The following is a 23301-nucleotide window of genomic DNA, read 5'->3' on the forward strand; positions in this document are numbered from 1 at the left end:
TTGCCAGGAAGCGGCAAGACTTGTCCGCTTACTGGCCACCCGCCGAGAACAATTGCCCTAACCCCCTGATATTCAATGACTAAAGTATCGGCATGGAACTTGCTAAAACTTCAGCCTAGTTCTCTCACACAGGTTCCCGATCATGTTGGTCAACGCCCAGAAATCCGTTTCGGTGCAGCCCACCTCGCGCACCGATATGGACCCGACCACCGCTGCCGCCAGCGCGCTGTACAGCGGCATGCTGCAGCAGGCCCAGAACTCCGTGACCGTGCCGACGTCCCAGTCCAGCCTGCAAGGCAATACCGTGGACGACAACGTCAATGCAGCGTTCGCCAAGACCCGTGTCCTGCTCCAGGCCACGCCGCCTGCCACCAGCACTCCACAGGCCACCAGCGCCACGGAAACCGGTGCCCTGAGCGAGTTCAAGGACTACATGAGCAAGACGCCCGAACAGCGTCTGCGCGACAGCATCCTCAAGGATATGGGGCTGACCGAAGAAGACCTGAGGAACCTGCCACCTGAACGGCAACTGACGATCAACCAGGAAATCGCCCAGCGCCTGCAAGACAAGATGCAGTTGGCCAAGGAAGAGAAAGAGGCCAAGGACAGCGCCACGCCGATCGACGAGAAGTTCCTCGCTGCGTTGTAACAGCGCCAACAAAAAGGGTTCCCTGCATGGGAACCCTTTTTTGTATCCGAAGCAAAAGCGCGGCTACAGCTGCAAGGTCGAATTGAACTGGCTGATGGCATCCACCACATGCCTTGAGCCCTGCTGAATCTCCAGGATCACCTCCCCCGCCTCATTGGCCAGCTCGACCCCAAGTCCAGTACGACTCAGGCTCGACTGCATGCTGGTGACCGCGCTCATGGACAGGTCGTGGTTCTTGCGCACCACCTCGACGATCTCCACCGTCGCCTGGCTGGTGCGTGCCGCCAGGCTGCGTACCTCGTCCGCCACCACCGCGAACCCCCGTCCATGCTCGCCGGCCCGGGCCGCCTCGATGGCTGCATTGAGCGCCAGCAGGTTGGTCTGGTCGGCAATCCCGCGAATGGTCTGGACTATGCTGCCGATGATCTCCGATTGTTTGCTGACCGCATCAATGCTGCGGGCGGCTTCGTTCAGGTCGTGGGAAATCTGCTGAATGATCCCCACCGTCTGTTGCACCACCTCCGAGCCCTTCTGGGCGCAGGCATCATTCTGCACCGAGGTACTGTGGGCCGATTCGGCGGCAGATTGCAGAGTGGTCACTTGCTGGGTGATATCGCTGGCGAACTTGACCACCTTGTACAAGCGCCCCTTGGTGTCGAACAGCGGGTTGTAGGAAGCCTCGAGGAACACGGTCTGGCCGTACTTGTTTTCCCGCTCGAAACGGTGGGAATGGTATTCACCACGGTTCAACGAGGCCCAGAACTGCTTGTACTCGGCAGACTCGGCTTCAGAGCGATGACAGAACATGCTGTGGTGCTGACCGAGTATTTCATTCAGGGAGTACTGCATGGTCTTGAGGAAGTTGTCGTTGGCGGCAACTACCTTGCCATCCGGGGTGAATTCGATAATTGCCATGGAGCGGCCAATGGCGTTCAACAGACTCTGGTTTTCATGTTCCAGATGGATGCGCTCGGAGATGTCCGAAGCCACCTTGATCACACTCTTGACCTGACGCTCGGCATCGAACACCGGCATGTAGCTGGCTTCGAGCCAGATCTCCTGGCCGCGCTTGTTCAGCCGCAGGAAGGTGCCGCTGACAGGTTCACCGCGGCCCAGATCACGCCACAACTTGGCGTACTCCTCACTGCGGTAGAACGCTTCCTCGCAGAAGATCCGGTGATGCTTGCCGCGTATTTCTTCCGCGGAATAGCCCATGGCCTTGCAAAAGTTTTCGTTGGCGTCGAGCACGATGCCATCGGGAGAGAACTCGATCATCGCCATGGAATGGCTGATCGCCGCCAACTTGGCATTGGCCTCGGTCAACGCACAATTAAAGCGCTCGATCTCTAGAAGGTCTGCCTTGTGATGTAGGTTAAACATGGTTGTATCACCTTCAACGCTGTCTTTTGATTGACGGAAGTTTCTAGTCTTTCAACTGATCCACCACAACGTTCCATTAACAGGGCAAGCGCCTCTCTCCATATGAGAAAGGAAGTGTCAGGTGACAAATGATGTTTAATCGGAGAGTCCATGTTGCAACGCTCTTATCAAGCCATCCTTTTCTTGATGACCCGCTGTCGGGTCGGACCTAACAAAGAAAAGAAATTCCATCTAATTAATTACTCCTGATCCTGCGGTGCCTCTAAATGCGCACTCTCGTCTTTATTCATGAAGTCAATTTCGTGCCCGGATGAACATTCCACAAACAGCCGTTATAAGGCTGAAACATCACGAGACAGTGGTTGAAAAAGCGACCGATACGCTTTTTCACAATTAAGCATAGACAGACGCCGACTCTATGCAAGGTCACCAGTCATTCTGTTTTCACAACTTGTAAATGCCTCTCAAGCCTTCGCGAAAAGTCTCAATCAAGGCATAAACATGACTCGCCAGGAACCGCCCGCCGACTAGGCCCGAGCGAGCATCTGCACAAAGGCCTGAACCAGTCCGTTCGACTCCCGCCCCGGCGCCGCCACCAGGGCGAACTGGCGCTCGATCGCGCAACTCAAAGGCAGCACCCGCAATCCCTGGCGCTGTTCAGGCAAGGTGCTCTCGGGCACCAGGGTCACCCCCAAACGTTCACGCACCAGGCTGAATGCGCTCTTCCACTCGCGCACTTCGATCCGCACATCCGCCAACGACACTCCAGCTTCAAGCGCCAGGCTGCGGGCATTCACCGAGCAGCCGCCAGTGGCCAGGATAAAAGGCTGCGCCAGCAAGGCTTCAAGTTCGATGGTCGGGGCCTGCCAGGGGTGATCCTGGGGCAGCACGGCCACCCACGAATCGACACCCAGCAACCACGAACGACGCTCGGGAGGCGGATTCAGTACCACTCCCAGATCCACCAGTTGCGCCTCCAGCAGGGCTTCGACCTCATCGTCGCTGACCTCCAGCTGCACCACCTCGATCCCCGGGTGCAGTTGCTTGAAACGTCGCAGCACCGGTGGCAGGAAGCTCGCCAGGACCATGGGAAAGCCCGCCAGGCGCAAACTGCCCTGGAGGATGCCCCGGGCCGTGTCCACTTGTCGGCGAACCTGGGCCAGGGCTCCGAGCATCACCCGCGCCTGCTCCAGCACCTGTAGACCGATTGCCGTGGGCAAAGCCTGGCGGCTTTCCCGGATGAACAGTTGCACGCCCAGCATGTCTTCCATCTGGGCCAAGGCCTGACTGGCCCCGGACTGGGTCATGCCCACCTGTTCGGCGGCCCGGGTGATGGTGCCGCACTCGGCGATTGCCACCAGCAAGCGCCAATGCATCAGGTTCATCATGGCAGTAGCTTTCCTTATGGCCATTTTCTGAAAGATTAATTTTACCCATGCCAGTGCTGCCCCGACACTGGCTCGAACATCAACCAGAGACCTGCCGATGAAACTCTACTACGCCCCTCAAGCCTGCTCCCTGGCCTCCCATATCGTGCTGCGGGAACTGCAACTGCCGTTCGACGCCATCCGCGTCGACAATCGCAGCAAGCGCACCGCCGACGGCCAGGATTTCCTCACCCTCAACCCCAAGGGCTACGTGGCCGCCCTGCAGCTGGACAACGGCGAAGTGCTCACCGAAGGCCCGGCGATCCTGCAATACCTGGCAGACCTCAAGCCCGAGGCCGGATTGGCGGCGGCCAATGGCAGCTGGCAACGGGTAAGGCTGCAGGAAACCCTGAACTTCATCACCAGCGAAGTTCACGGGATCATGGGTTGGCTGTTCAACCCAGGGCTCGATGACAGTGTGAAGGAGGTGTTCCGGCAGAAGCTGTTCAAACGCTTTGCCCTGTTGGAGCAGACCCTGGAGCGCCAGGATTATCTGCAAGGCGGGCAGTTCGGCATCGCCGATGCCTATCTGTTCACCGTGCTGCGCTGGACTGCGCTGTTTGCCATCGATCTGGGAGCCTGGCCGGCACTGGCGAAGTTCCAGGCCCGGGTCGAGCAGCGGCCGGCGGTGCGGGAGGCATTGGCGGTGGAGCTGGCGTAGGTTCGAAACAGTAAATGGAGAAATCGCGCTGAACAGGCAGAACCCGCGCCTGCCATTCTAGGAGGGATAAAACGAAGCCCGCGTTGCGGGCTTCGTCAAATTGATCAATGGCCGAAGATGTTCACTTCGGTTTTCTTGGCTTTTTTCTCGGCGCGCTTCTCGTCTGCGCTCTTTGCCGGTTTCTTCTTGGCATTTTTCTTGGCGTTCATACCTTTGGACATGATCTTTACTCCACTGCTGCGGGATAGGACTCAGGTATAGCACCTATAGCGGCCGGGGGTTCCTTTATAATACGCCGCTCCCTGTTGCAATCCCGGAAAGCCATGTCCAGCCTCCAGATCTGCCTCCTTGCCGAGGCCGCACGCCCCTTGCTGAACAAGTTCTATCGCCAGCACCAATCGCCCATGCGGGCCTCGTCCGCAGGCCAGCTCTGGGTGGCCAGGAACGAGGGGATCGTCGCCGGAATGAGCCTGACCCCGGTGGCCCAGGGGCATTGGCTAACGGGTTTGTTCGTTGCCCCCGACCACCGCGGCCAGGGGCTGGCCGGACAGTTGGTGGAGCGGGCGCTGATGCAGGTCGAAGGGCCAGTCTGGCTGTTCTGTCACCCGGACCTGGAAACTTTGTATCAGCGCATGAGTTTTTCCACCGCGCCCCGATTACCCCAGCCGCTGGCCGAACGGCTGACTCGCTATCAACGCAGCAAGCCGCTGCTGGCCATGGGGACCGACAGCGTTTGCCTGGGTCCCTAGGCTCTGTACGAAAAGCCTTGATACTCGGTGATGCTGCGTTGAAAACGGTCTCGGAATGCTCATTTACAACCCGTAAACTCCGCTTCCTCGACCGTTTTCGCCTTGCCTGACCTTCGTCTCAAATCTTTTCGTACAGAGCCTAGGCTTGGGCGTTACGCGTCAGCGTTGGGATCGAGGTCGGGAAACAGCACCTCGGTGAAACCGAACTTGCTGAAATCACTGATCCGCGATGGGTACAGCCGCCCGATCAAGTGATCGCACTCATGCTGCACCACCCGGGCATGAAAGCCCGAGGCCACACGCACGATAGGCTCGCCCTTGGGGCTGAAACCTTCATAGCGAATATGCTGGTAGCGCTGCACCGCGCCCCGCAGCCCCGGCACCGAGAGACAACCTTCCCAGCCCTCTTCCAGCTGCGGACTCAAGGGCGTGATCAAGGGGTTGATGAGGATGGTCTGAGGCACTGCCTCCGCCTCCGGATAACGTTCGCTGTGCTCGAAGCCGAAGATCACCAGTTGCAGATCGACACCGATCTGCGGTGCTGCCAGGCCAACGCCACCGACACTTTCCATGGTCTGGAACATATCGTCGATCAGTTGCCACAGCTCGGGGCTGTCGAACATCTCGGGCGCCACCGGGGGCGCAATACGCAGCAGGCGTTCATCGCCCATTTTGAGGATTTCACGGATCATGTTCAGGCTTCGTCAGTGGTCGGATGGCGCGAGTGATCCCGGCCCAGTCCCGATACGTGTTGTTTATCGCCGGGCCCGTCAAAGTCCTTTTCGCCAGGTTCCTTGCCTTCGGCCGACATGTGTTCGATCACCGCGTTCATCTCCGCCCCCAGCAACAGCACTGCAGCAGAGATGTAGAAGTAAAGCAGCAACACGATGATCGCGCCGATACTGCCATACATGGCGTTGTAGTTAGCGAAGGTTTTCACGTAGTAGGCAAAACCCAGGGACGCGACAATCCAGACCACCACCGCCAGCACCGAGCCCGGCGTGATGAAGCGAAACTTCTGCTTCACATCGGGCATCACGTAGTACATCAGGGCCACGGCCACCATCATCAGCAGCACGATCACCGGCCAGCGCAGGATGGTCCACAGGGTGACGATGAACTCTTCCAGGCCCACCTGCCCAGCCAGCCAGGTCATCACCTGGGGCCCCAGTACCATCAGGGCTGCCGCGGCCAGGAGCATGCCGGCAATGCCCACGGTATAGAACACCGACAGCGGAAAGCGCTTCCAGATCGGCCGGCCCTCGACCACATCGTAGGCAGCGTTCATTGCGCTCATCATCAGGCGCACGCCCGCCGAGGCGGTCCACAGGGCGATGACGATACCCACGGAGAGCAATCCGCCCTTGGACTGTTGCAATTGATCGATCACCGGATTCACCTGCTCCAGGGCCTGGGGCGGCAGCACCAGTTCCGATTGCAGGCGCAGCCAGGTAAAGAAGTCCGGCAGATGCAGGAAACCGATCAGGGCAATGAGAAACAGGATGAAGGGGAACAGCGAGAACAGCATCTGGTAGGCCAGCGCCGAGGCATAGGTGGACATCTCGTCCGCGATGAATTCATTGACCGTGCGGATCAGCACACGGTGCAGGGGCAAACCTTTGAGGTCCGGAAAAATCATAGCGTCTCCTTTCGCCGCAAAAAGGTTGAAGTCGATGGCGACTCAGGGGGCGTTTTCTACAACAAATTAGCCTAGTTGGCGAACCGCAACCATTCGCACGGGCTGATTACGGGTTCTCGACGGTAACGCACACATGAAAACGGCCATCCGAGGATGGCCGCTGCGGTGCATCATCGAAGGCCTCGTACTCAGGCCTTGTCGATGGTCTTTTTCACTGCATCCTTGGTCTTGCCAAGGGCTTGCTGGGCTTCGCCTTTCTTCTCCTGCAACTTGCCCTCTGCCTGCAGTTTGGGGTTGTCGGTGGCCTTGCCGACACCCTGCTTGACGTTGCCGATGGCTTCGTTGGCCAGACCTTTTGCCTTATCTGCTGTGCTGCCCATGGTATTTCTCCGTAGAACATTCATTGATCAAACAAAGAGGATTTGCGTCGTTACCCAAGGTTGACTCGTGGCCGTTGCGCAGAGTTTCAATTATTTTTTCGTCAGGCATTTCATCGCAGGCCCGAGGTTGCCCTTTATGTTTGTCGGGCAACCCGGGAGAATGCTCGACCTGTTCAGGCCAAGCACTGAAGATCCAATCCCCGTAGGAATGTTATGAAACTCGATAAAAAGCAGGCCATTGCCCGTAGAAACCAGGAACTGGGCGGTGCGGTGCTGGGCGTCAACAACTGCCATTTCGCGGAACTGAACCGCAATCGCAATATCTGGTGGTTCGATATCCTGGTGACCCGTCTGGCCATTGGTCAGTACGAATGGGTGCACCTGCTGCTGCACACCCCGGACACCAACCAGTTGCTGCACCTGAAAGTGCCGACCGTGTTCCTGCGGGAAAAGATGGAAGGCCTGGTGATCCGCAATGAAGGCAAGCGCAAGGCCGCCCTGAGCCTGGAGTTGAGTGCCGACAAGGACTCCTTCCTCAAGGACGTGCGCCCGGCCGGCACCGGCGTGAACTTTGCCCAGTTCCAGCAGTAAGCCGGCACAAGTTACGAACCCATGAAAAAGCCCCGCACTGGCGGGGCTTTTTTGTGGACGCTGCGGCTTACTTCTTCACGCCGAGCTTCTTCAACTCTTCGTCACGCAGTTCACGGCGCAGGATCTTGCCAACGTTGGTGGTCGGCAGCGCATCGCGGAACTCCACGGCCTTGGGCACCTTGTAGCCGGTGACATTGGCGCGCATGTGTTCCATCACCTGCTCCTTGGTCAGGGTCACGCCTGGCTTGGCGACGATGAAGATCTTGATGATCTCGCCAGACTTCTCGTCCGGTACGCCGATCGCTGCGCACTGCAGGACCCCCGGCAGGGAAGCCAGGACGTCTTCCAGTTCGTTGGGGTACACGTTGAAACCCGAGACCAGGATCATGTCCTTCTTGCGGTCGACGATGCGGATATAGCCGTCCGGCTGAATCACGGCGATGTCACCGGTCTTCAACCAGCCGTCGCTGAGGACTTCGTCAGTAGCGTCCTGACGCTGCCAGTAGCCCTTCATCACCTGCGGGCCCTTCACGCACAGTTCACCCACTTCCCCGAGGGGCAGTTCGTCGCCCGCGTCGTTGATCACCCGACACAAGGTCGAAGGCACTGGAATGCCGATGGTGCCGATCTGGATGTTCTGGATCGGGTTGACCGTGGCCACCGGACTGGTCTCGGTCATGCCGTAGCCTTCACAGATCGAGCAATTGGTGACCGACTTCCAACGCTCGGCGGCCGCCAGTTGCAGGGCCATGCCCCCGGACAGCGTGACTTTGAGCGCGGAAAAATCCAGTTTGCGGAACGCTTCGTTGTTGCACAGGGCAACGAACAGGGTGTTGAGACCGACAAAACCGCTGAACTTCCACTTCGACAGTTCCTTGACCATCGCCGGCAGATCCCGCGGGTTACTGATCAGGATGTTGTGGTTGCCCATGAGCATGATGGCCATGCAATGGAAGGTGAACGCATAGATGTGGTACAGCGGCAGCGGAGTGATGAGGATCTCGCAACCTTCATTGAGGTTGGAGCCCATCAGCGCCTTGCACTGCAGCATGTTGGCCACCAGATTGCGATGGGTCAGCATCGCCCCCTTGGCCACGCCGGTGGTACCGCCGGTGTATTGCAGTACCGCCACGTCGCCGCTGGCAGGGTTGGCTTCCTGTACTGGCTGGCCGTGGCCCTTGCTCAACACCTCATTGAACTTGACGGCCTGGGGCAAGTGATAAGCCGGCACCATCTTCTTCACGTACTTGACCACACTGTTGATCAGCACACGCTTGAAGGTGGGCAAAAGGTCCGCCACTTCGGTGATGATCACGTGCTTGACCGAGGTTTTGGGGACCACGGTCTCTGCCAGGTGGGCCATGTTGGCCAGGCAAACCAGAGCCTTGGCTCCAGAGTCGTTGAACTGGTGCTCCATCTCCCGCGCGGTGTACAGCGGGTTGGTGTTGACCACGATCAGGCCGGCACGAATAGCACCGAACACCGCAATCGGGTATTGCAACAGGTTGGGCAACTGCAGGGCGATTCGATCGCCAGGCTGCAAATCGGTATGCTGCTGCAGGTACGCGGCGAAGGCCCCAGACAGTTCGTACAGTTCACCGTAAGTGATTGTCTTGCCGAGGTTGCTAAAGGCCGGTTTGTTAGCAAAACGTTGGCAGGACTGCTTCAACACCGCCTGAATATTCGGATACTCGTCAGGATTGATATCGGCAGCAATCCCAGCTGGGTACTTATCCTTCCAAAAGTCTTCGATCATGGAAGCCCACTCCTCAGCAACGCGAATTCATCACCGCATTTGATGCGATTATTATTTGTCTGTGTTTTTTATTGGTGTCTATTGTTGGTGAGTCTGGCTCTTACTTAGGCCGAGAAGTCACAAAGCGCGCCGAGAGTAGCAGCTTTGGAAAAGGCCGCCTAGAGCCAAAAAAGGCCTCAATAGTCACATTTATGACTCAAGACATTCTAATAGTCATTTTTAGAGTAAAAATTCTACAACCTTGAATTCCGCTCTGGCACGGGGCTTTGCGCCCCCAGAATGCATCGCGGGCAAGCCCGTTGAGCCAACAGGCTTGCCCGCGATGGAAAAAGCCAGGGATCAGGCGATGTCGCGCAGCTCGCGACGCAGGATCTTGCCCACAGGCGTCATCGGCAGAGACTCACGCAGCACGATGTGCTTGGGCACTTTGTACCCCGTGAAATTCTCCTTGCAGTAGGCCTTGAGCTCTTCAAGGCTGACCCCCGCCTCACGAGCCACCACAAACAGCTTCACCGCCTCGCCGGAACGCTCGTCCGGCACCCCGATCACCGCGCAGTTGGCGACCTTGGGGTGAGCCATGACCACATCTTCGATCTCGTTGGGGTAAACGTTGAAACCCGAGACGATGATCATGTCCTTCTTACGATCAACGATGCGCACGAAACCATCGGGATCGATCACTGCAATATCGCCGGACTTGAACCAACCCTCGGCATCCAGCACTTCGGCCGTGGCTTCCGGCTTGTTCCAGTAGCCCTTCATGATCTGTGGTCCCTTGATGCACAGCTCGCCACGCTCGCCCAGCGGCAGCTCGGTGCCCTGGTCATCGATGACCTTCAAGGTGGTGCCCGGCACTGGCAGACCAACCGTACCCAACCGCGAGCGGTCGCCATAAGGGTTGGTGCAGGCCACCGGCGAGGTTTCGGTCAGGCCATAACCTTCGGTGATCCGGCAGCCGGTGAGTTTCTGCCAGCGCTCAGCCGTGGCCTTGACCAAGGCCGTGCCCCCGGAGTTGGTCAGCTTGAGGTTGGAAAAATCCAGGTTCTTGAATTCCGGGTGATCCATCAGGGCCACGAACAGCGTGTTGAGCCCCAGCAAGGCGGAAAAACGCCAGTTCTTCAGTTCCTTGATAAAGGCGCCGATATCCCGCGGATTGCTGATCAGCACGTTGTGGTTGCCCGTGACCATCATGCACATGCAGTTCGCGGTGAAGGCATAGATGTGGTACAGCGGCAGCGGCGCGATCATCACTTCCTGCCCTTCACGCCACTGGCTATGACCGTCGGGCCCGTGCTGGCCGAGGCAGGCCCGGGCTTGCTGCATGTTGGCCACCAGGTTGCCGTGGGTCAGCATCGCGCCCTTGGCCAGGCCGGTGGTACCGCCGGTGTACTGCAACACGGCAACATCATCGAGCCCCACCTGCAGCGGCTTGATCCCCTGGCCACGCCCCAGGCGCAGGGCACTCTTGAAGGAAATGGCCTGGGGCAGGTGATAGGCCGGGACCATCTTCTTGACCTTGTCCACCACCAGGTTGACCAACCAGCCCTTGGCGGTGGGCATCAGGTCGCCCATCTTGGCCTCGATCAGGAACTGGATATCGGTATCCCCTAAAACTTCCTGGACCTTCTGCCCGAAGACATTCAGGTAGACCAGGGCCCGGGCTCCTGAGTCCTTGAACTGATGACGCATCTCCCTGGCGGTGTACAGCGGATTGGTGTTGACCACCACCAGACCGGCCCGCAGCGCACCGAAGACCGCGATCGGGTACTGCAAAACGTTGGGCATCTGCACCGCAATACGATCCCCCGGAACCAGATCGGTATGGCTTTGCAGATAACCGGCAAAGGCCGCGCTGTAGCGTTCCAGCTCGGCGTAGGTGAGGGTCACCCCCATATTGCTGAAGGCCGGGCGATCAGCAAATTTCTTGCAGGAACGCTCAAACACCTCGATCACCGACTTGAAGGCCCCCAGGTCAATCTCGTTAGGGACGCCGGCGGGGCGCTTATCATTCCAGAAATCAGGTTGCATTATTCTTGTCCTCTCATTACCTGAACGGTCCGGACCGCCTCTGTAACGCTGTCAGCGGCGGGGCTCCTCGGACGTTAGCAGCTATGGTGAATCAGGCAAATATGCGCAAGTGTGTCATTAATTTTATGAATCTTGCTTCCAACAGGCGTGCGCATCAGACGCACACGCGGCGATACGCTATAAAGTGCAGCGTCTTCGTGCAAAGGAATCGCCATGACCCACGACACGTTCTGGTTGACCACGAGTGATCACCAACGCCTCTTCGTCAACCTGTGGCTGCCCGAGCGCCCGCTCAAGGCACTCATCCTGCTGTCCCACGGCATGGCCGAGCACAGCGGGCGTTATGCTCGCCTGGCCGAGGCCCTGTGCGCCGAGGGTTATGGAATCTATGCCCCGGATCAACGCGGCCACGGTAAAAGCGCGGAACACGGGGTCCTCGGTCACTATGCAGACCAGGGTGGCTGGAACAAGGTCGTCGGCGACCTGGCCAGCCTCAACCAGCACATCGGCCAGCAACACCCAGGCACGCCCATCGTGCTGTTGGGCCACAGCATGGGCAGCTACATCGCCCAGGCCTACCTGCAACATCACAGCGCCAGCCTCCACGGGGCGATTCTCAGCGGCTCGAACTTCCAGCCAGTGGCCCTGTACCGCGCCGCCAGCCTGATCGCGCGGTTCGAACGCTGGCGCCAGGGCGGCCAGGGACGCAGCGCACTGATCGAGTGGCTGTCGTTCGGCTCCTTCAACAAGGCCTTCAAGCCCAATCGCACTGCCTTCGACTGGCTCAGCCGCGACCCGGCCGAAGTCGACAAGTACGTGAATGACCCGCTGTGTGGCTATCGCTGCACCAACCAGCTGTGGATCGACCTGCTCGGTGGCCTGCAGCAAATCAGCAAGATTTCCAACCTGGCGCAGATCGATCCCGGCCTGCCGTTGTTGGTCATGGGCGGAGAATGTGATCCGGTGAGCGATGGCAAGCGTCTCAAGGATCTGGCCAACGCATTGCGCGAGGCCGGCAGCCAGTGCCTGCAACTCAATATCTACCCGCAGGCACGTCATGAGCTGTTCAACGAAAGCAACCGTGATCAAGTGACCCACGACGTACTGGCCTGGCTGGACCAAGCGCTGCAACACCGCCGGCCTCCACGGTCGGAGTAAGCGACGGCGCGGTCAGTGCGCTCATTTACCTGTCAGAGGATTTCAGCAACATGACCCAGGTTACCAACACCCCTTACGAAGCCCTGGAAGTCGGTCAGACCGCCCAGTACAGCAAGACCGTCGAGGAGCGTGACATCCAGCTGTTCGCCGCCATGTCCGGCGATCACAACCCGGTGCACCTGGATCCCGAGTTCGCCGCCGCCACCATGTTCAAGGAGCGCATTGCCCACGGCATGTTCAGCGGCGCCCTGATCAGCGCCGCCGTGGCCTGCGAATTGCCTGGGCCGGGCACCATCTACATCGGCCAGCAGATGAGCTTCCAGAAGCCGGTGAAGATTGGCGACACCCTGACCGTACGCCTGGAAATCCTCGAAAAACTGCCGAAATTCCGCGTCCGCATCGCCACTCGCGTATTCAACCAGCGCGACGAGCTGGTGGTGGACGGCGAAGCCGAGATTCTCGCCCCACGCAAGCAACAGACCGTGACCCTGCCGACCCTGCCGGCCATCACCATTGGCTAAACCGCGCCCCACGTAGTCCTCCAGGAGCCGGCTTGTCGGCGAAGGCTTTGCTCGTCATGGCTTGCGCCAGCAAGCCGTCTCCTACCGTCCACTGCCCTCCTCGACCTGCACGCTGGCGGTCATGCCGGCGCTCAGGTTGATGCCTTCAGGCACCTTGTCCAGCTTGATCCGCACCGGAATCCGCTGGGCCAGACGAACCCAGTTGAAGGTCGGCTCCACCTCCGCCAGCAATTGCCCGTCAGGGGTGGCATTGCGGTCGGTGATCCCCCGGCTGACGCTTTGCACATGGCCCGGCAGGGCATCGCCGGCACTCATCAGCCAGACCTTAACCCGGTCGCCGACCTGAATTCGCGGCAGCTTGGTTTCCTCGAAATAAGCCTGGACGTAGAACGTCGAATCATCGATCAGCGCCATCACTGGCTGCCCGGCATTGACGTAGTTGCCCTCGGCCAGGCGCAGGTTGGTGATATGCCCGTTACGGGGCGCGCGCACCTGACTGCGGGCCAGGTTGAGCTCCGCGACCTTGGCCTCGGCCTGGGCCTGACGCAGTTCGCCCCGGGCTATGCCGGCATTGATCTGGGCGTTCTCGCGCAGCTCGGCACTGATGGCCTGGGGACCCAGGGCCGCACGGCGACTGGCCTCGTGCTCGCGCAGACTCAATTGCTGCTGACGGGTCTGAACCACGGCCTGGGCCTTTTCCAGGGCCGCCTCGAACCGGTCGCGGTCGATGCTCAGCAACAAGTCTCCGGCCTTCACGGGCTGGTTGTCCGCCACCTTGAGCTCGCGTACCCAGCCGGATACGTCCGGGGCCACGATCACCACGTCGGCGCGAATCCGCGCGTCCCGGGTCCAGGGCGTCAGCATGTAGTACTGCCACAGGTGATAACCGGCGAAGATCGCCACCGCCACCAGGCACAGGGTAAATACGACACGTACGGGTGTACGCATAATCAACTCCTTATAAAGGTCCCAGGACCACAGTGATCACCGTCAATACACAGACGTACAGGGCACAATCGAACAGGGCTTCATGCCAGATCCAGCGCCCCAATCCGGTGACCCGTACCAGCACTCGCAGCACGCCGGTGACCACCAGCGCCAGCACCACGTAAATCAGAAACGGGCTGAGCAGCACCCCGCCCAACGACCACTCACGCAGCCCCATGACTGTCCTCCTGCTGCCGGCACCAACTGCGCCAGCTGTTTTGCAATTGCAGCACCGCCCCCTTGGCCAGTTTCAACGCGTCACTGGGTGGCTGCTGGTCCAAAGCGTCAAGCAAGGCCGCACTGGGCGCCACCAGGGCTTCCTGGCGATGACTGGCCGGGCCCTGTTCAAGGATGCGTTGCAACTGCTCGAAATACTCGCGCTGCGCCGCACTCACCGGCACCTGGGCCACCGCCAGGCTCAGGCGCAGGTGCATCAGTTCATCGCCGACGTCCAGGCCCAACAGGCCATCGTCCCAGCGACTGCGGGCCTGCTCCGGCAGCTCCGGATAATGCCGGGCCAGTTGCAGCAGGCGATCGGCCATGCGCCCGCCGAACCAGCTTTCCGCGCCCCGCAGGTTGCGTCGGGTCAAACGCACCAGATCACTCAGGGTCGCCGCCAGCAGGCGCCGGCCATGCCAGGCCGGGTTACGCAGAATCAGCAGATGGAAGGCCAGTACCGCGGCGCCCACCCCCAGCACCATGGCCTGGGCGTTGTTGAAGAAGCTGGCGACATCGAAACTCATGCGGTTCATCGGCGAAATCAACACGATGAAATGCAGGCAGAACGAAGTGGCAGTGGCGCCTATCTGTGGCTTGGCCATGCCCAGGGCGCCGAAGAACAGCGGCACGCCCATGGCCATGGCCAACATCGCAAAACCGCTCCATTGAGGCAGGAGGATCTGCCCCACCAGGAACGCCGCCGGAATCGCCAGGAAGATTCCGCGCATGAAGCTCATGCCAATCTGCGCGCCGTTCTCACGGCTGGCGAACAGGCTGCAGACCACACACGTCAGGAGCATGGCCCCGGAGGCAGCAGGCCAGGCAGTGGCCAGCCAGAAGCTGGCTACCGTGAGGAACGCCAAGGCACTGCGGGCACCGAATACCAGGGCCAGCGACAGATCACGATGGGGAGTCAGGTTTGCCGGTTGCTCCACCGGCGCCCGCCCCTCCTGCACCGCGTCCAGGGCCTGGGTTGCCGCCAGGGCGGTATCCAGCAACAACGCAAAACGCGCCAGGCAAAAGCTCTGCGCCGGACTGATCTGAAGCTCATGGGACGCTTCCTGCAGGCGCGGACGCAGCGCTTGCAGACCAGCCTTGTCGGCCACCGCCAGGGCTTCCTGAACCCGATCCATCCAGGGCTGCAGTTGCCGGGCTTCGTCGGCGTCCAGCTGTTTCCACTGGCGCCGTACCGAACGGGAGATCCGCAACAGCATCAGCAGCTTCTGGCTCAGGCCACTGATGGCCCGGGCCCGCTGGCGCCCCGATGGACCCTCGAACCAGGCGTGTTCGCGCTGAGAGTCCACGGCGACGATGCGCCCGAGAATTTCCAGCAGGCCCTTGCGCGCCAGGGCATCGCCGGCCAGGGTGGCGCGGGCCGCCTGCATGCCACTGTGCCAGGCGCTGCGGGCCTGATCCGCCAATTGCCGCTCTACCCGCATCGGCCAGATCAGGGCACTGCTGGCAGTGGCGCAGATGATCCCCAGGGAGATTTCCGTGCAACGGGCCACGGCCTGATCGAACACGGTCAACGGGTGACTGATGGCGGGCAAGGCGATGATCGCCACGGTGTAGCCCGCCAGCACGAAGGAATAGGACCAGGCACTGCGCAGCAGCGTGGAACTGGCGGTGCACAACCCCAGCCACAGGGCCAGGGCCAGCAGGAACAACCAGGGCGTCTGGGCGAACAGGCCCATGAACAGCACCGACATAAGGGTGCCAACCAAGGTCCCCAGCAGCCGGGCCAGCCCCTTTTGCAGAACCATTCCGGACAACGGCTGAGCGACGATGAACGCGGTCATCAGGGCCCAGGCCGGCTGCTCCAGGCCCCAACGCAACGCCAGCCACAGCGCCAGGCCGCCACCCAGCAGCGTCTTGATCGCGAACTGCACGGCAGAAAGGCTGGGAGCAAGCAAGGCCTGCAAGGTAATGGGCACGAACAAGGACTCTCGGAAGGACTGAATAACCATAGTCGGGATCGCCACGAGTGGGCGCGAGCTAATTATTAGCTAGCTAACTAATTCCCGTCCAGCACTAAATCACAGGCATAAAAAAACGCCAGACTGGCTGGCGTTTTTGACAGATTTTAACCGTTACGAACGGGCACGGGCCTGGTTGCGCAAGGCTTTGACCTGATCGTGATTGCGTTGCACGCCGTGGTACTGGCGCTCTACCACATCACGAATACCCACCAGGTTGTGCTTGCTGATTTTATCCAGCGCCTCCTTGTAGGACTTCAAGGCATGGTCTTCGCCACGCTCGGCCTCGTTGAGCACCGATTCCTCATCCTTGCCGGTCACCAGTGACTTGAGGTCGACCCAACGACGGTGCAGATCGCCACTGACGCTGGTGGAGGTTTCCGGTTCGCCACCCATGGAGCGCACCACGGACTGCAGTTCGGCGGCGGCGGTAGCGCAATCGGTGGAGCGCTTGATGAACAGCGCCTTGAGTTCTGGGTGCTTGATGTCTTCTGCACAGGTCTTGAACCCTTCCTGACCATCCTTGCTGGTCTCGATCAGGCTGTTGAGCACCGAAATTGCTTCTTTATTCAAGTCAGTCATTTTCTGGTTCCTTGCGGGTTGGGAGAGTTGAGTCAACTGCTGAGTTAACTGCTGAATTAACCGTTGCACCCGCCATGCCAGACTTTGAATTTATATTTTTTGCTTAATTTTCAATAAGTTATCTTTTAACTGAAAATCTGTATCCGCGTTATTTGCATGATCTGTCATTTGGCCTGCATGCAGAATGCCTGTATTTTCCATGGCGTTCGAATCACACGAAAGTTGCGCCATGACCCCCGAGACACTTGAACTGCTGATCACCCGGGAAATGCCCTTCGGCAAGTACAAGGGCCGCATCCTGGCCGACCTGCCCGGCCCCTACCTGAATTGGTTCGCCCGCGAGGGCTTTCCCAAGGGCGAGCTCGGCGGCCTGCTGGCCCTGATGCAGGAGATCGATCACAACGGCCTGTCCGATCTGCTCGACCCGCTGCGCGCCAAACACGGCAAACCCAAGCCCCGTCACTGAAAAAGAGCCCACCATGCCAAGGACTGCAGCACCCCTTGCCCATGACGAAGACCATTGGCGTGCAATCGCCCGGCAGTTCGACATCGATCCTGGGCCGATCAATCTGGAGAACGGCTATTTCGGGCGCATGACGCGCAAGGTGGCCGAGGAGTACCAACACAATATCCAGTGGGTGAACCGCAGTAACTCGGTGCATGTGCGCCAGCGCTTCGAACAGATCGAGGCCCTGCAGATCCGTGGCCAGTTGGCAGCACTGCTGGAGGCCCCGGAGAATGCCGTGGCCCTGACTCGCTGTGCTTCCGACGCCCTGCAATCCTTGATCCGCAACTACAACCGCCTGCAACCTGGCGACCAGGTGCTGCTCAGCGACCTGGAGTACGACACGGTGAAAAGCGCGATGCGCTGGCTGGCCCGTCACCGGGGTGTGGAGGTGATAGAAATCGAACACCAGCACCCTGCCAGTTTTGACAGCCTGGTCGACACCTATACAAGCGCGTTCGAGCGTTACCCGCGACTCAAGCTGATGCCGCTGACCTATGTCACCCATCGCAGCGGACTGGTCATGCCAGTCCAGGCCATTGCCGCCGCCGCCCGGGAACACCAAGTCGACATCATTCTCGACGGCGCCCACGCCCTGGGCCAGATCGAGTTCGACCTGCCCCAGCTGGGGATCGACTTCGCTGGTTTCAACCTGCACAAATGGATCGGCGCGCCGCTGAGCCTGGGCTTTATCTATATCCACCCGGAACGCCTGGAAGATATCGACCCGGACATGGGCGAGTTCCACTTCCCCACCGACGACATCAGGGCCCGAACGCCCTACAGCACACCGAACATCCCGGCACTGATGACCTTGCCCCTGGTGTTCGAGGAGCATCGAGCCATGGGCGGTTCGGCGGCCAAGGGCGCACGCCTGAACTACCTGCGCGCGACCTGGACCGAAGCCGTGCGCGAGACGCCAGGGATCGAAATCCTGACCCCGAAAGACCCGCGCCTGTGCTGCGCCATCAGCGCCCTGCGCTTTACCCGCCACGCCGATCAGCAAGCCCTGGTGGAGCGTCTGCTGCGCGACTACAACCTGTTCGCCGTAACCCGCACCGGCGCCGGTTTTGGCCCCTGCATCCGCATCACCCCGGGGCTGGTGACGCCTCTGGAGCACATCCAGTGCTTGATCGGGGCCCTTGGCGAATTGGCCAACCAGTGACGCCTCCCTCTCTTCAAGCGAGGGGCGAGGCTTTTTCTCCAGGCAAAAAAAAACGGTGCACCGACCAAGCGCACCGTAAAGCCGTAGAACACACCAACGAATCAGGTAAAAATTTCAGTCCAGCAGAGACAGGGCCTCGGCCGTGCACTCTTGAATCCGCGCCCAGTCGCCGTTCTTGATCCACTCGGGATCGAGCATCCAGCTACCGCCCACGCACATCACATTCTTCAACGCCATGTAGCTCTTGATATTGGCCGGGCCAACGCCGCCAGTCGGGCAGAATTTCACCTCACCGAACGGACCGCCCAGGGCCTTGATCGCCGCCACGCCACCGCTGACTTCAGCCGGGAACAGCTTGAAGCGACGATAACCCAGGGCATAACCCTCCATGATCCCGGAAGCATTGCTGATCCCCGGCAACAGCGGGATCGGACTGGCGACACTGGCCTGCAACAAGTCACGGGTGATACCCGGGGTGACGATGAACTGCGAGCCTGCCGCTTCCGCCGCGGTGAGCATGTGCGGATCAAGCACGGTGCCGGCACCGGTCACCAGTTCCGGGCGCTGCTCGCGCAGGATCTGGATGGCCTTGAGGCCGAACTGCGAACGCAGGGTCACTTCCAGGGCCGTCAGGCCACCTGCCGCCAGGGCGTCTGCCAGTGGCAGCACATCCTGCTCACGGGCGATGGTGATCACCGGCAGAATCCGCGCCTTGGCACAGAGGCTGTCGATCAGGGCAACTTTGTCCGCCATGGAAACGGTCGGGGGTAGGTTTGTCATAGCGGCTGATCCTTGGCTCATGGGCACCAGTAAATCTCTAACGGGGTTTGCAGGAAGGCGCGAATCGGCATTTCGGCAACAGCGTCACCGGCCAGTGCGGCACTCAGGGTGGTCAGCTTGGACTGACCGGAAATCGACAACAGCTGATGGCGGGCCGAGGCCAGTAAGGCCCGGCTCATGCTCAGGCGCTGATGGGGCACAGTCGGCGCCAGCATTGGCCAGCAGCGACGGCTGCCATCGACTCGAAGCGCCTCGGCCAGGTTCGGGCTGTTGGGGAACAGCGAGGCGGTATGACCGTCATCGCCCATGCCCAGCACCAGCACATCAATTCCCGGCAACTCGGACAACAGACGATCGGCCTGCTGGGCCGCTTCTTCCAGGTTGGCCGCCGCGCTGTAGAGGCTGAGAAAGCTGGCCTTGGCCACCGGCCCCTGGAGCAGATAGCGCTTGAGCAGACCGGCATTGCTGTCGGCATGTTCCACCGGCACCCAACGCTCGTCCGCCAGGGTAATCAGCACCTTGGACCAATCCAGTTCCTGCTTCACCAGGGCCTGGAAAAACGCCACCGGGCTACGGCCACCGGACACCACCAGGGTCGCGTTGCCGCGGGCGGCAATGGCCTCGCGCAGCAACTCGGCCACTCTCAGCGCCTGCCCCTCAGCCAACAGGGTCGGGCTGCGAAATTCGTGGGCCGCTACACCCGCCGGCAGTTGCAAATCAGATATCGCCATACCAAGACCTCCCGTCCCGCGTGATCAGTGCAATAGAGCTCATCGGCCCCCAGGACCCGGCCGCATACGGCTTGGGCGCATCACCGGACTTTTTCCAGCCGGCGATCAACTGGTCACACCACTTCCACGCGGCTTCGATTTCATCTTTGCGGACAAACAGGTTCTGATTGCCGCGCATCACTTCCAGCAACAACCGCTCGTAGGCATCGGGAATCCGTGCACTGCGATAGGTATCGGAAAAATTCAGCTGCAACGGACCGCTGCGTAGCTGCATGCCCTTGTCCAGGCCTTGTTCCTTGGTCATCACCCGCAACGAGATGCCTTCATCCGGCTGCAGGCGAATGATCAGCTTGTTGCTGATCTGCAGGCGCTGCTCGGGGGCGAAGATATAGTGCGACGGCTCTTTGAAGTGGATGACGATCTGCGACAGTTTCTGCGGCATGCGCTTGCCGGTACGCAGGTAGAACGGCACCCCGGCCCAACGCCAGTTGCGGATATCGGCACGCAGGGCGACGAAGGTTTCGGTGTCGCTCTGGGTGTTGGAGTTTTCTTCTTCCAGGTAACCCGGAACCGATTGGCCCTCGCTGTGACCGGCAATGTACTGGCCGCGCACCACCTGGGTGGTCAGGCCTTCCGGGCTGATGGGCGCCAGGGCCTTGAGCACCTTGACCTTCTCGTCACGGATGCTGTCGGCGGACAGGTCGGCCGGCGGGTCCATGGCGATTAGGCACAGCAGTTGCAGCAAGTGGTTCTGGATCATGTCCCGCAGCTGGCCGGCCTTGTCGAAGTAACCCCAGCGGCCTTCGATGCCGACCTTCTCGGCCACGGTGATTTCCACGTGGGAGATATAGTTCTGGTTCCACTGGGTTTCGAACAGGCTGTTGGCGAAACGCAGGGCGATCAGGTTCTGCACCGTCTCCTTGCCCAGGTAATGGTCGATCCGGTAGATGCGGTTTTCCGGGAAGAACTGGGCCACCGCGTCGTTGACCTTGCGCGAGGAATCCAGGTCCGAACCGATGGGTTTTTCCAGGACCACGCGGGTGTGCTGGTTGAGCCCGACCTTCGACAGGTTCTCGCAGATCGCGCCATACACCGCGGCCGGAGTGGCGAAATAGGCGATCAGCCGCTGTTCGCTGCCGGCGCGCTCGGCCAGGGCCACGTAGTCCTCGGCCTTCAGGAAATCCACATGCAGGTAGCTCAGGCGGGCCAGGAAGGTCTTGAGAACTTCGGCATCGATGTCCTTGTCGCCGACGTACTTGCGCAGCTCGGTTTCGATGTTCGCCAGGTGCTCCTGCTCGCTGCCCGGCTCACGGGCCAGGGCCAGGATCCGCGTATCGTCGTGCAACAGACCGGCGGCATCGAGTTGGTACAAGGCAGGAAACAGCTTACGCAGCGCCAGATCGCCCAGCGCGCCGAACAAGGCAAAGGTGCAGGGTTCAACCGTAATCGAAGGCATGATGTTTGTTCTTTTATCAAGTTAAGCTACAAATACCTTTTTTCAAGGCATCACTCAAGGAAAAATGTAGTAATAAACACAACATTTTTACAAAATACAGATTCCAGGTGGTGGTCGTTCCGAGCCATCAGTAGGATAGGCCTCCTCTCAACTTCGCATTGCGGGCGCTTGTCGCGGCTCTGCCGCGGCGCCTGTCTAGCCGATCTAGGAAACTTTAATGGACCGAGTGCGAAATCTTCTGGAGCAGATCCAGAACCGCCTTGAAGAACTGAACAAAGCGGAACGTAAAGTCGCCGAAGTCATCCTGCTCAACCCGCAGCAGGCGACTCGCTTCAGCATCGCCGCCCTGGCCCAGGCCGCCTCGGTCAGCGAGCCGACGGTCAATCGCTTCTGCCGCTCCTTCGGCGTCAGCGGCTACCCGGAACTCAAGCTGCAACTGGCCCAGAGCCTGGCCAGCGGCGCGGCCTACGTCAGCCGCGCGGTGGAGGCCGACGACAACCCCGAAGCCTACACGCAAAAGATCTTCGGCAGCGCCATCGCTTCCCTGGACAGCGCCTGCCAGGCCCTGGACCCGAACCTGATCAGCAAGGCCGTCGACCTGTTGATCCAGGCGCGGCAGATCCACTTCTTCGGCCTCGGTGCCTCGGCCCCGGTGGCCATGGATGCGCTGCACAAGTTTTTCCGCTTCAACCTGGCCGTCACCGCCCACGCCGACGTGCTGATGCAGCGCATGATCGCCTCGGTGGCCCACACCGGCGAGTTGTTCGTGATCATTTCCTACACCGGCCGCACCCGCGAACTGGTGGAAGTGGCACGCATTGCCCGGGAAAACGGTGCCTCGGTGCTGGGGCTGACCGCGGAAAACTCGCCCCTGGCCAAGGCCAGTACCCTGAGCCTGAACATCCCGCTGCCGGAAGACACCGACATCTACATGCCGATGACCTCGCGGATCATCCAGCTCACCGTGCTCGACGTGCTGGCCACCGGCATGACCCTGCGCCGTGGCGTGGACTTCCAGCCGCACCTGCGCAAGATCAAGGAAAGCCTCAACGCCAGCCGCTACCCGGTGGGCGACGAGTTCAACTGAGGCCAGCCGGCACCTACCCCGCAGCCCGCGCCTGCAAGCTCAGGTGCGCCTGCTCCCCCGGCGCCAGGCACAGGCTGTCGGTGCCCCCGACAGCCGCTTCGACGCAGACAAACCGCGACACCTCATTCCAGCTCACCCCCAGCAGCGGCCGGGTGCCCGGATGCCAGACCACGGTGTCGGCGTCGTCACCGGTATCGATGCACAGTTCGCGCTGCCAGGCGTGATCCTTGAGCTGCAATTCGCCTTCATGCTGGAACACCCGCTGGCAACCGCCTTCGACCCGCAACTCGCCCTGCTGCTGACAAACCTGGCGATTCAACTGGTCGTAACCCTGGGCGCCATCAAGCCCAGACAGCGCTACCTCGCCGACGTCGCCAATACGCCAGTAGGCGTGCAAAGCCTGGCTCAACTGGCAGGGTTCACTGTCTTGGTGCTCGGTGCTCAGGCGCAGGTCCATGCTCTGGCCCAGGTGCGCGTGCAGGTCGACCTTCCAGTCGCACAACTGCAATTGCCAGTGCAGGCGCACGCCGTCCTCGTCGCTACTGCTGTCCAGCAGTTTCCAGTCCAGCAGCCGCGCCCAACCGTGGGACGGCCAGGCATTTTCGCTGGGATGGCGACCGTACCAGGGCCAGCACACCGGCACCCCGCCACGGATCGCCCCCACTTGCGGCCACTTCGAGGCGCACCACAGCCAGGGTTTCTGCCCGGCCGGCTGGAAGTGCAGCAACTGGGCGCCCTGGCGACTGAACACTGCCTGGCACAGCGGGTGATCGATCACCAGCACATCGCGCATCTGATAGCGCTCCCAGGCGAACACCGGGCGTTCGCGCAGGGATTTGAAAAAGCGTTGTAGCGGATGCTCATGCATGGGCCG

At 60.5% G+C, this 23301-nt stretch carries 24 protein-coding genes and 1 pseudogene; 9 read left to right on the forward strand and 16 right to left on the reverse strand.

Features of this window, described 5'->3' with window-relative positions; all coding sequences use genetic code 11:
* Window positions 1–142 precede the first annotated feature (142 nt).
* On the forward strand, window positions 143–649 hold the full coding sequence (locus WIN67_RS23265; RefSeq protein ID WP_339070089.1) for a hypothetical protein: 507 nt from the start codon (window positions 143–145) through the stop codon (window positions 647–649).
* 63 nt (window positions 650–712) lie between these two features.
* On the opposite strand, the gene WIN67_RS31195 is transcribed toward WIN67_RS23265, so the two are convergent.
* From WIN67_RS31195 to WIN67_RS23275, 3 genes and pseudogenes are all read right to left on the reverse strand, one after another.
* On the reverse strand, window positions 713–1249 hold the full coding sequence (locus WIN67_RS31195; RefSeq protein WP_258010334.1) for a methyl-accepting chemotaxis protein: 537 nt from the start codon (window positions 1247–1249) through the stop codon (window positions 713–715).
* A gap of 3 nt (window positions 1250–1252) precedes the next feature.
* Window positions 1253–2029: pseudogene (locus WIN67_RS31200) on the reverse strand (PAS domain-containing protein); the annotation flags it as partial.
* A 527-nt stretch (window positions 2030–2556) separates the two neighbouring features.
* The gene (locus WIN67_RS23275) at window positions 2557–3417 is read right to left on the reverse strand and encodes a LysR family transcriptional regulator (RefSeq protein WP_339070090.1); all 861 of its coding nucleotides are present in this window, start codon (window positions 3415–3417) and stop codon (window positions 2557–2559) included.
* 97 nt (window positions 3418–3514) lie between these two features.
* Between WIN67_RS23275 and gstA the strand changes: the two genes are divergently transcribed.
* Both gstA and WIN67_RS23285 read left to right on the forward strand, forming a co-directional pair.
* Entirely contained in the window at window positions 3515–4117 is a 603-nt protein-coding gene (gene gstA / locus WIN67_RS23280; RefSeq protein WP_102880644.1) for a glutathione transferase GstA, read from the forward strand.
* Window positions 4118–4440: 323 nt separating this feature from the next.
* A complete protein-coding gene (locus WIN67_RS23285; protein ID WP_339070091.1) occupies window positions 4441–4866 on the forward strand; it encodes a GNAT family N-acetyltransferase in 426 nt (141 codons plus the stop codon).
* A 152-nt stretch (window positions 4867–5018) separates the two neighbouring features.
* On the opposite strand, the gene def is transcribed toward WIN67_RS23285, so the two are convergent.
* From def to WIN67_RS23300, 3 genes are all read right to left on the reverse strand, one after another.
* Window positions 5019–5558, reverse strand: coding sequence for a peptide deformylase (gene def, locus WIN67_RS23290; protein WP_102860619.1), 540 nt, complete (start codon window positions 5556–5558; stop codon window positions 5019–5021).
* Window positions 5559–5560: 2 nt separating this feature from the next.
* Window positions 5561–6505: a YihY/virulence factor BrkB family protein gene (locus WIN67_RS23295; RefSeq protein WP_102860618.1), complete on the reverse strand. Its 945-nt coding sequence runs from the start codon at window positions 6503–6505 to the stop codon at window positions 5561–5563.
* Between the two features lie 188 nt (window positions 6506–6693).
* Window positions 6694–6885 carry a CsbD family protein gene (locus tag WIN67_RS23300; protein ID WP_110594819.1) on the reverse strand — a complete coding sequence of 64 codons (192 nt, stop codon included), beginning with the start codon at window positions 6883–6885 and terminating at the stop codon, window positions 6694–6696.
* 213 nt (window positions 6886–7098) lie between these two features.
* On the opposite strand from WIN67_RS23300, the gene WIN67_RS23305 reads away from it, so the two are divergent.
* Window positions 7099–7476 (forward strand): hypothetical protein, encoded by a 378-nt coding sequence (locus tag WIN67_RS23305; RefSeq protein ID WP_110594821.1) that lies wholly within the window; start codon window positions 7099–7101, stop codon window positions 7474–7476.
* Between the two features lie 67 nt (window positions 7477–7543).
* Here WIN67_RS23305 and fadD1 read toward each other — a convergent pair whose 3' ends face one another.
* Window positions 7544–9232: a long-chain-fatty-acid--CoA ligase FadD1 gene (fadD1, locus tag WIN67_RS23310; protein WP_253084650.1), complete on the reverse strand. Its 1689-nt coding sequence runs from the start codon at window positions 9230–9232 to the stop codon at window positions 7544–7546.
* A gap of 339 nt (window positions 9233–9571) precedes the next feature.
* Window positions 9572–11260 carry a long-chain-fatty-acid--CoA ligase FadD2 gene (gene fadD2, locus WIN67_RS23315; protein ID WP_339070092.1) on the reverse strand — a complete coding sequence of 563 codons (1689 nt, stop codon included), beginning with the start codon at window positions 11258–11260 and terminating at the stop codon, window positions 9572–9574.
* Between the two features lie 213 nt (window positions 11261–11473).
* Between fadD2 and WIN67_RS23320 the strand changes: the two genes are divergently transcribed.
* Both WIN67_RS23320 and WIN67_RS23325 read left to right on the forward strand, forming a co-directional pair.
* Window positions 11474–12418, forward strand: a complete 945-nt coding sequence (locus WIN67_RS23320; RefSeq protein WP_110594823.1) for an alpha/beta hydrolase — start codon at window positions 11474–11476, stop codon at window positions 12416–12418.
* Between the two features lie 50 nt (window positions 12419–12468).
* Window positions 12469–12939, forward strand: a complete 471-nt coding sequence (locus tag WIN67_RS23325) for a MaoC family dehydratase (RefSeq protein WP_011062855.1) — start codon at window positions 12469–12471, stop codon at window positions 12937–12939.
* An 81-nt stretch (window positions 12940–13020) separates the two neighbouring features.
* On the opposite strand, the gene WIN67_RS23330 is transcribed toward WIN67_RS23325, so the two are convergent.
* The 4 genes from WIN67_RS23330 to WIN67_RS23345 form a co-directional block, all read right to left on the reverse strand.
* On the reverse strand, window positions 13021–13887 hold the full coding sequence (locus WIN67_RS23330; protein WP_102880649.1) for an HlyD family secretion protein: 867 nt from the start codon (window positions 13885–13887) through the stop codon (window positions 13021–13023).
* A 10-nt stretch (window positions 13888–13897) separates the two neighbouring features.
* On the reverse strand, window positions 13898–14104 hold the full coding sequence (locus WIN67_RS23335; RefSeq protein WP_102860611.1) for a DUF1656 domain-containing protein: 207 nt from the start codon (window positions 14102–14104) through the stop codon (window positions 13898–13900).
* Window positions 14091–16079 carry an FUSC family protein gene (locus tag WIN67_RS23340; protein ID WP_339070093.1) on the reverse strand — a complete coding sequence of 663 codons (1989 nt, stop codon included), beginning with the start codon at window positions 16077–16079 and terminating at the stop codon, window positions 14091–14093. The genes WIN67_RS23335 and WIN67_RS23340 overlap by 14 nt, the downstream gene beginning before the upstream one ends.
* Before the next feature lie 156 nt (window positions 16080–16235).
* On the reverse strand, window positions 16236–16703 hold the full coding sequence (locus tag WIN67_RS23345) for a ferritin-like domain-containing protein (RefSeq protein WP_102860610.1): 468 nt from the start codon (window positions 16701–16703) through the stop codon (window positions 16236–16238).
* 229 nt (window positions 16704–16932) lie between these two features.
* On the opposite strand from WIN67_RS23345, the gene WIN67_RS23350 reads away from it, so the two are divergent.
* A complete protein-coding gene (locus WIN67_RS23350) occupies window positions 16933–17169 on the forward strand; it encodes a DUF3820 family protein (RefSeq protein WP_025126856.1) in 237 nt (78 codons plus the stop codon).
* Between the two features lie 13 nt (window positions 17170–17182).
* Window positions 17183–18373: an aminotransferase class V-fold PLP-dependent enzyme gene (locus WIN67_RS23355; RefSeq protein WP_339070094.1), complete on the forward strand. Its 1191-nt coding sequence runs from the start codon at window positions 17183–17185 to the stop codon at window positions 18371–18373.
* Between the two features lie 114 nt (window positions 18374–18487).
* On the opposite strand, the gene WIN67_RS23360 is transcribed toward WIN67_RS23355, so the two are convergent.
* Genes WIN67_RS23360 through zwf form a run of 3 tightly spaced genes read right to left on the reverse strand, consistent with a single transcriptional unit; the run spans window position 18488 to window position 21340 of the window.
* Window positions 18488–19153 (reverse strand): bifunctional 4-hydroxy-2-oxoglutarate aldolase/2-dehydro-3-deoxy-phosphogluconate aldolase, encoded by a 666-nt coding sequence (locus WIN67_RS23360; RefSeq protein WP_273906824.1) that lies wholly within the window; start codon window positions 19151–19153, stop codon window positions 18488–18490.
* A gap of 17 nt (window positions 19154–19170) precedes the next feature.
* Window positions 19171–19884: a 6-phosphogluconolactonase gene (gene pgl / locus WIN67_RS23365; protein ID WP_267268781.1), complete on the reverse strand. Its 714-nt coding sequence runs from the start codon at window positions 19882–19884 to the stop codon at window positions 19171–19173.
* Window positions 19871–21340: a glucose-6-phosphate dehydrogenase gene (gene zwf / locus WIN67_RS23370; protein WP_016963039.1), complete on the reverse strand. Its 1470-nt coding sequence runs from the start codon at window positions 21338–21340 to the stop codon at window positions 19871–19873. The genes pgl and zwf overlap by 14 nt, the downstream gene beginning before the upstream one ends.
* Before the next feature lie 226 nt (window positions 21341–21566).
* On the opposite strand from zwf, the gene WIN67_RS23375 reads away from it, so the two are divergent.
* Window positions 21567–22427, forward strand: a complete 861-nt coding sequence (locus WIN67_RS23375) for a MurR/RpiR family transcriptional regulator (protein ID WP_170001736.1) — start codon at window positions 21567–21569, stop codon at window positions 22425–22427.
* A gap of 13 nt (window positions 22428–22440) precedes the next feature.
* Here the strand turns inward: WIN67_RS23375 and WIN67_RS23380 are convergent, their stop codons facing one another.
* Window positions 22441–23295: a D-hexose-6-phosphate mutarotase gene (locus tag WIN67_RS23380; protein WP_253128355.1), complete on the reverse strand. Its 855-nt coding sequence runs from the start codon at window positions 23293–23295 to the stop codon at window positions 22441–22443.
* Between the last annotated feature and the right edge of the window lie 6 nt (window positions 23296–23301).

The sequence above is a fragment of the Pseudomonas idahonensis genome, from assembly GCF_037903935.1.
Lineage (GTDB): Bacteria > Pseudomonadota > Gammaproteobacteria > Pseudomonadales > Pseudomonadaceae > Aquipseudomonas > Aquipseudomonas danubii.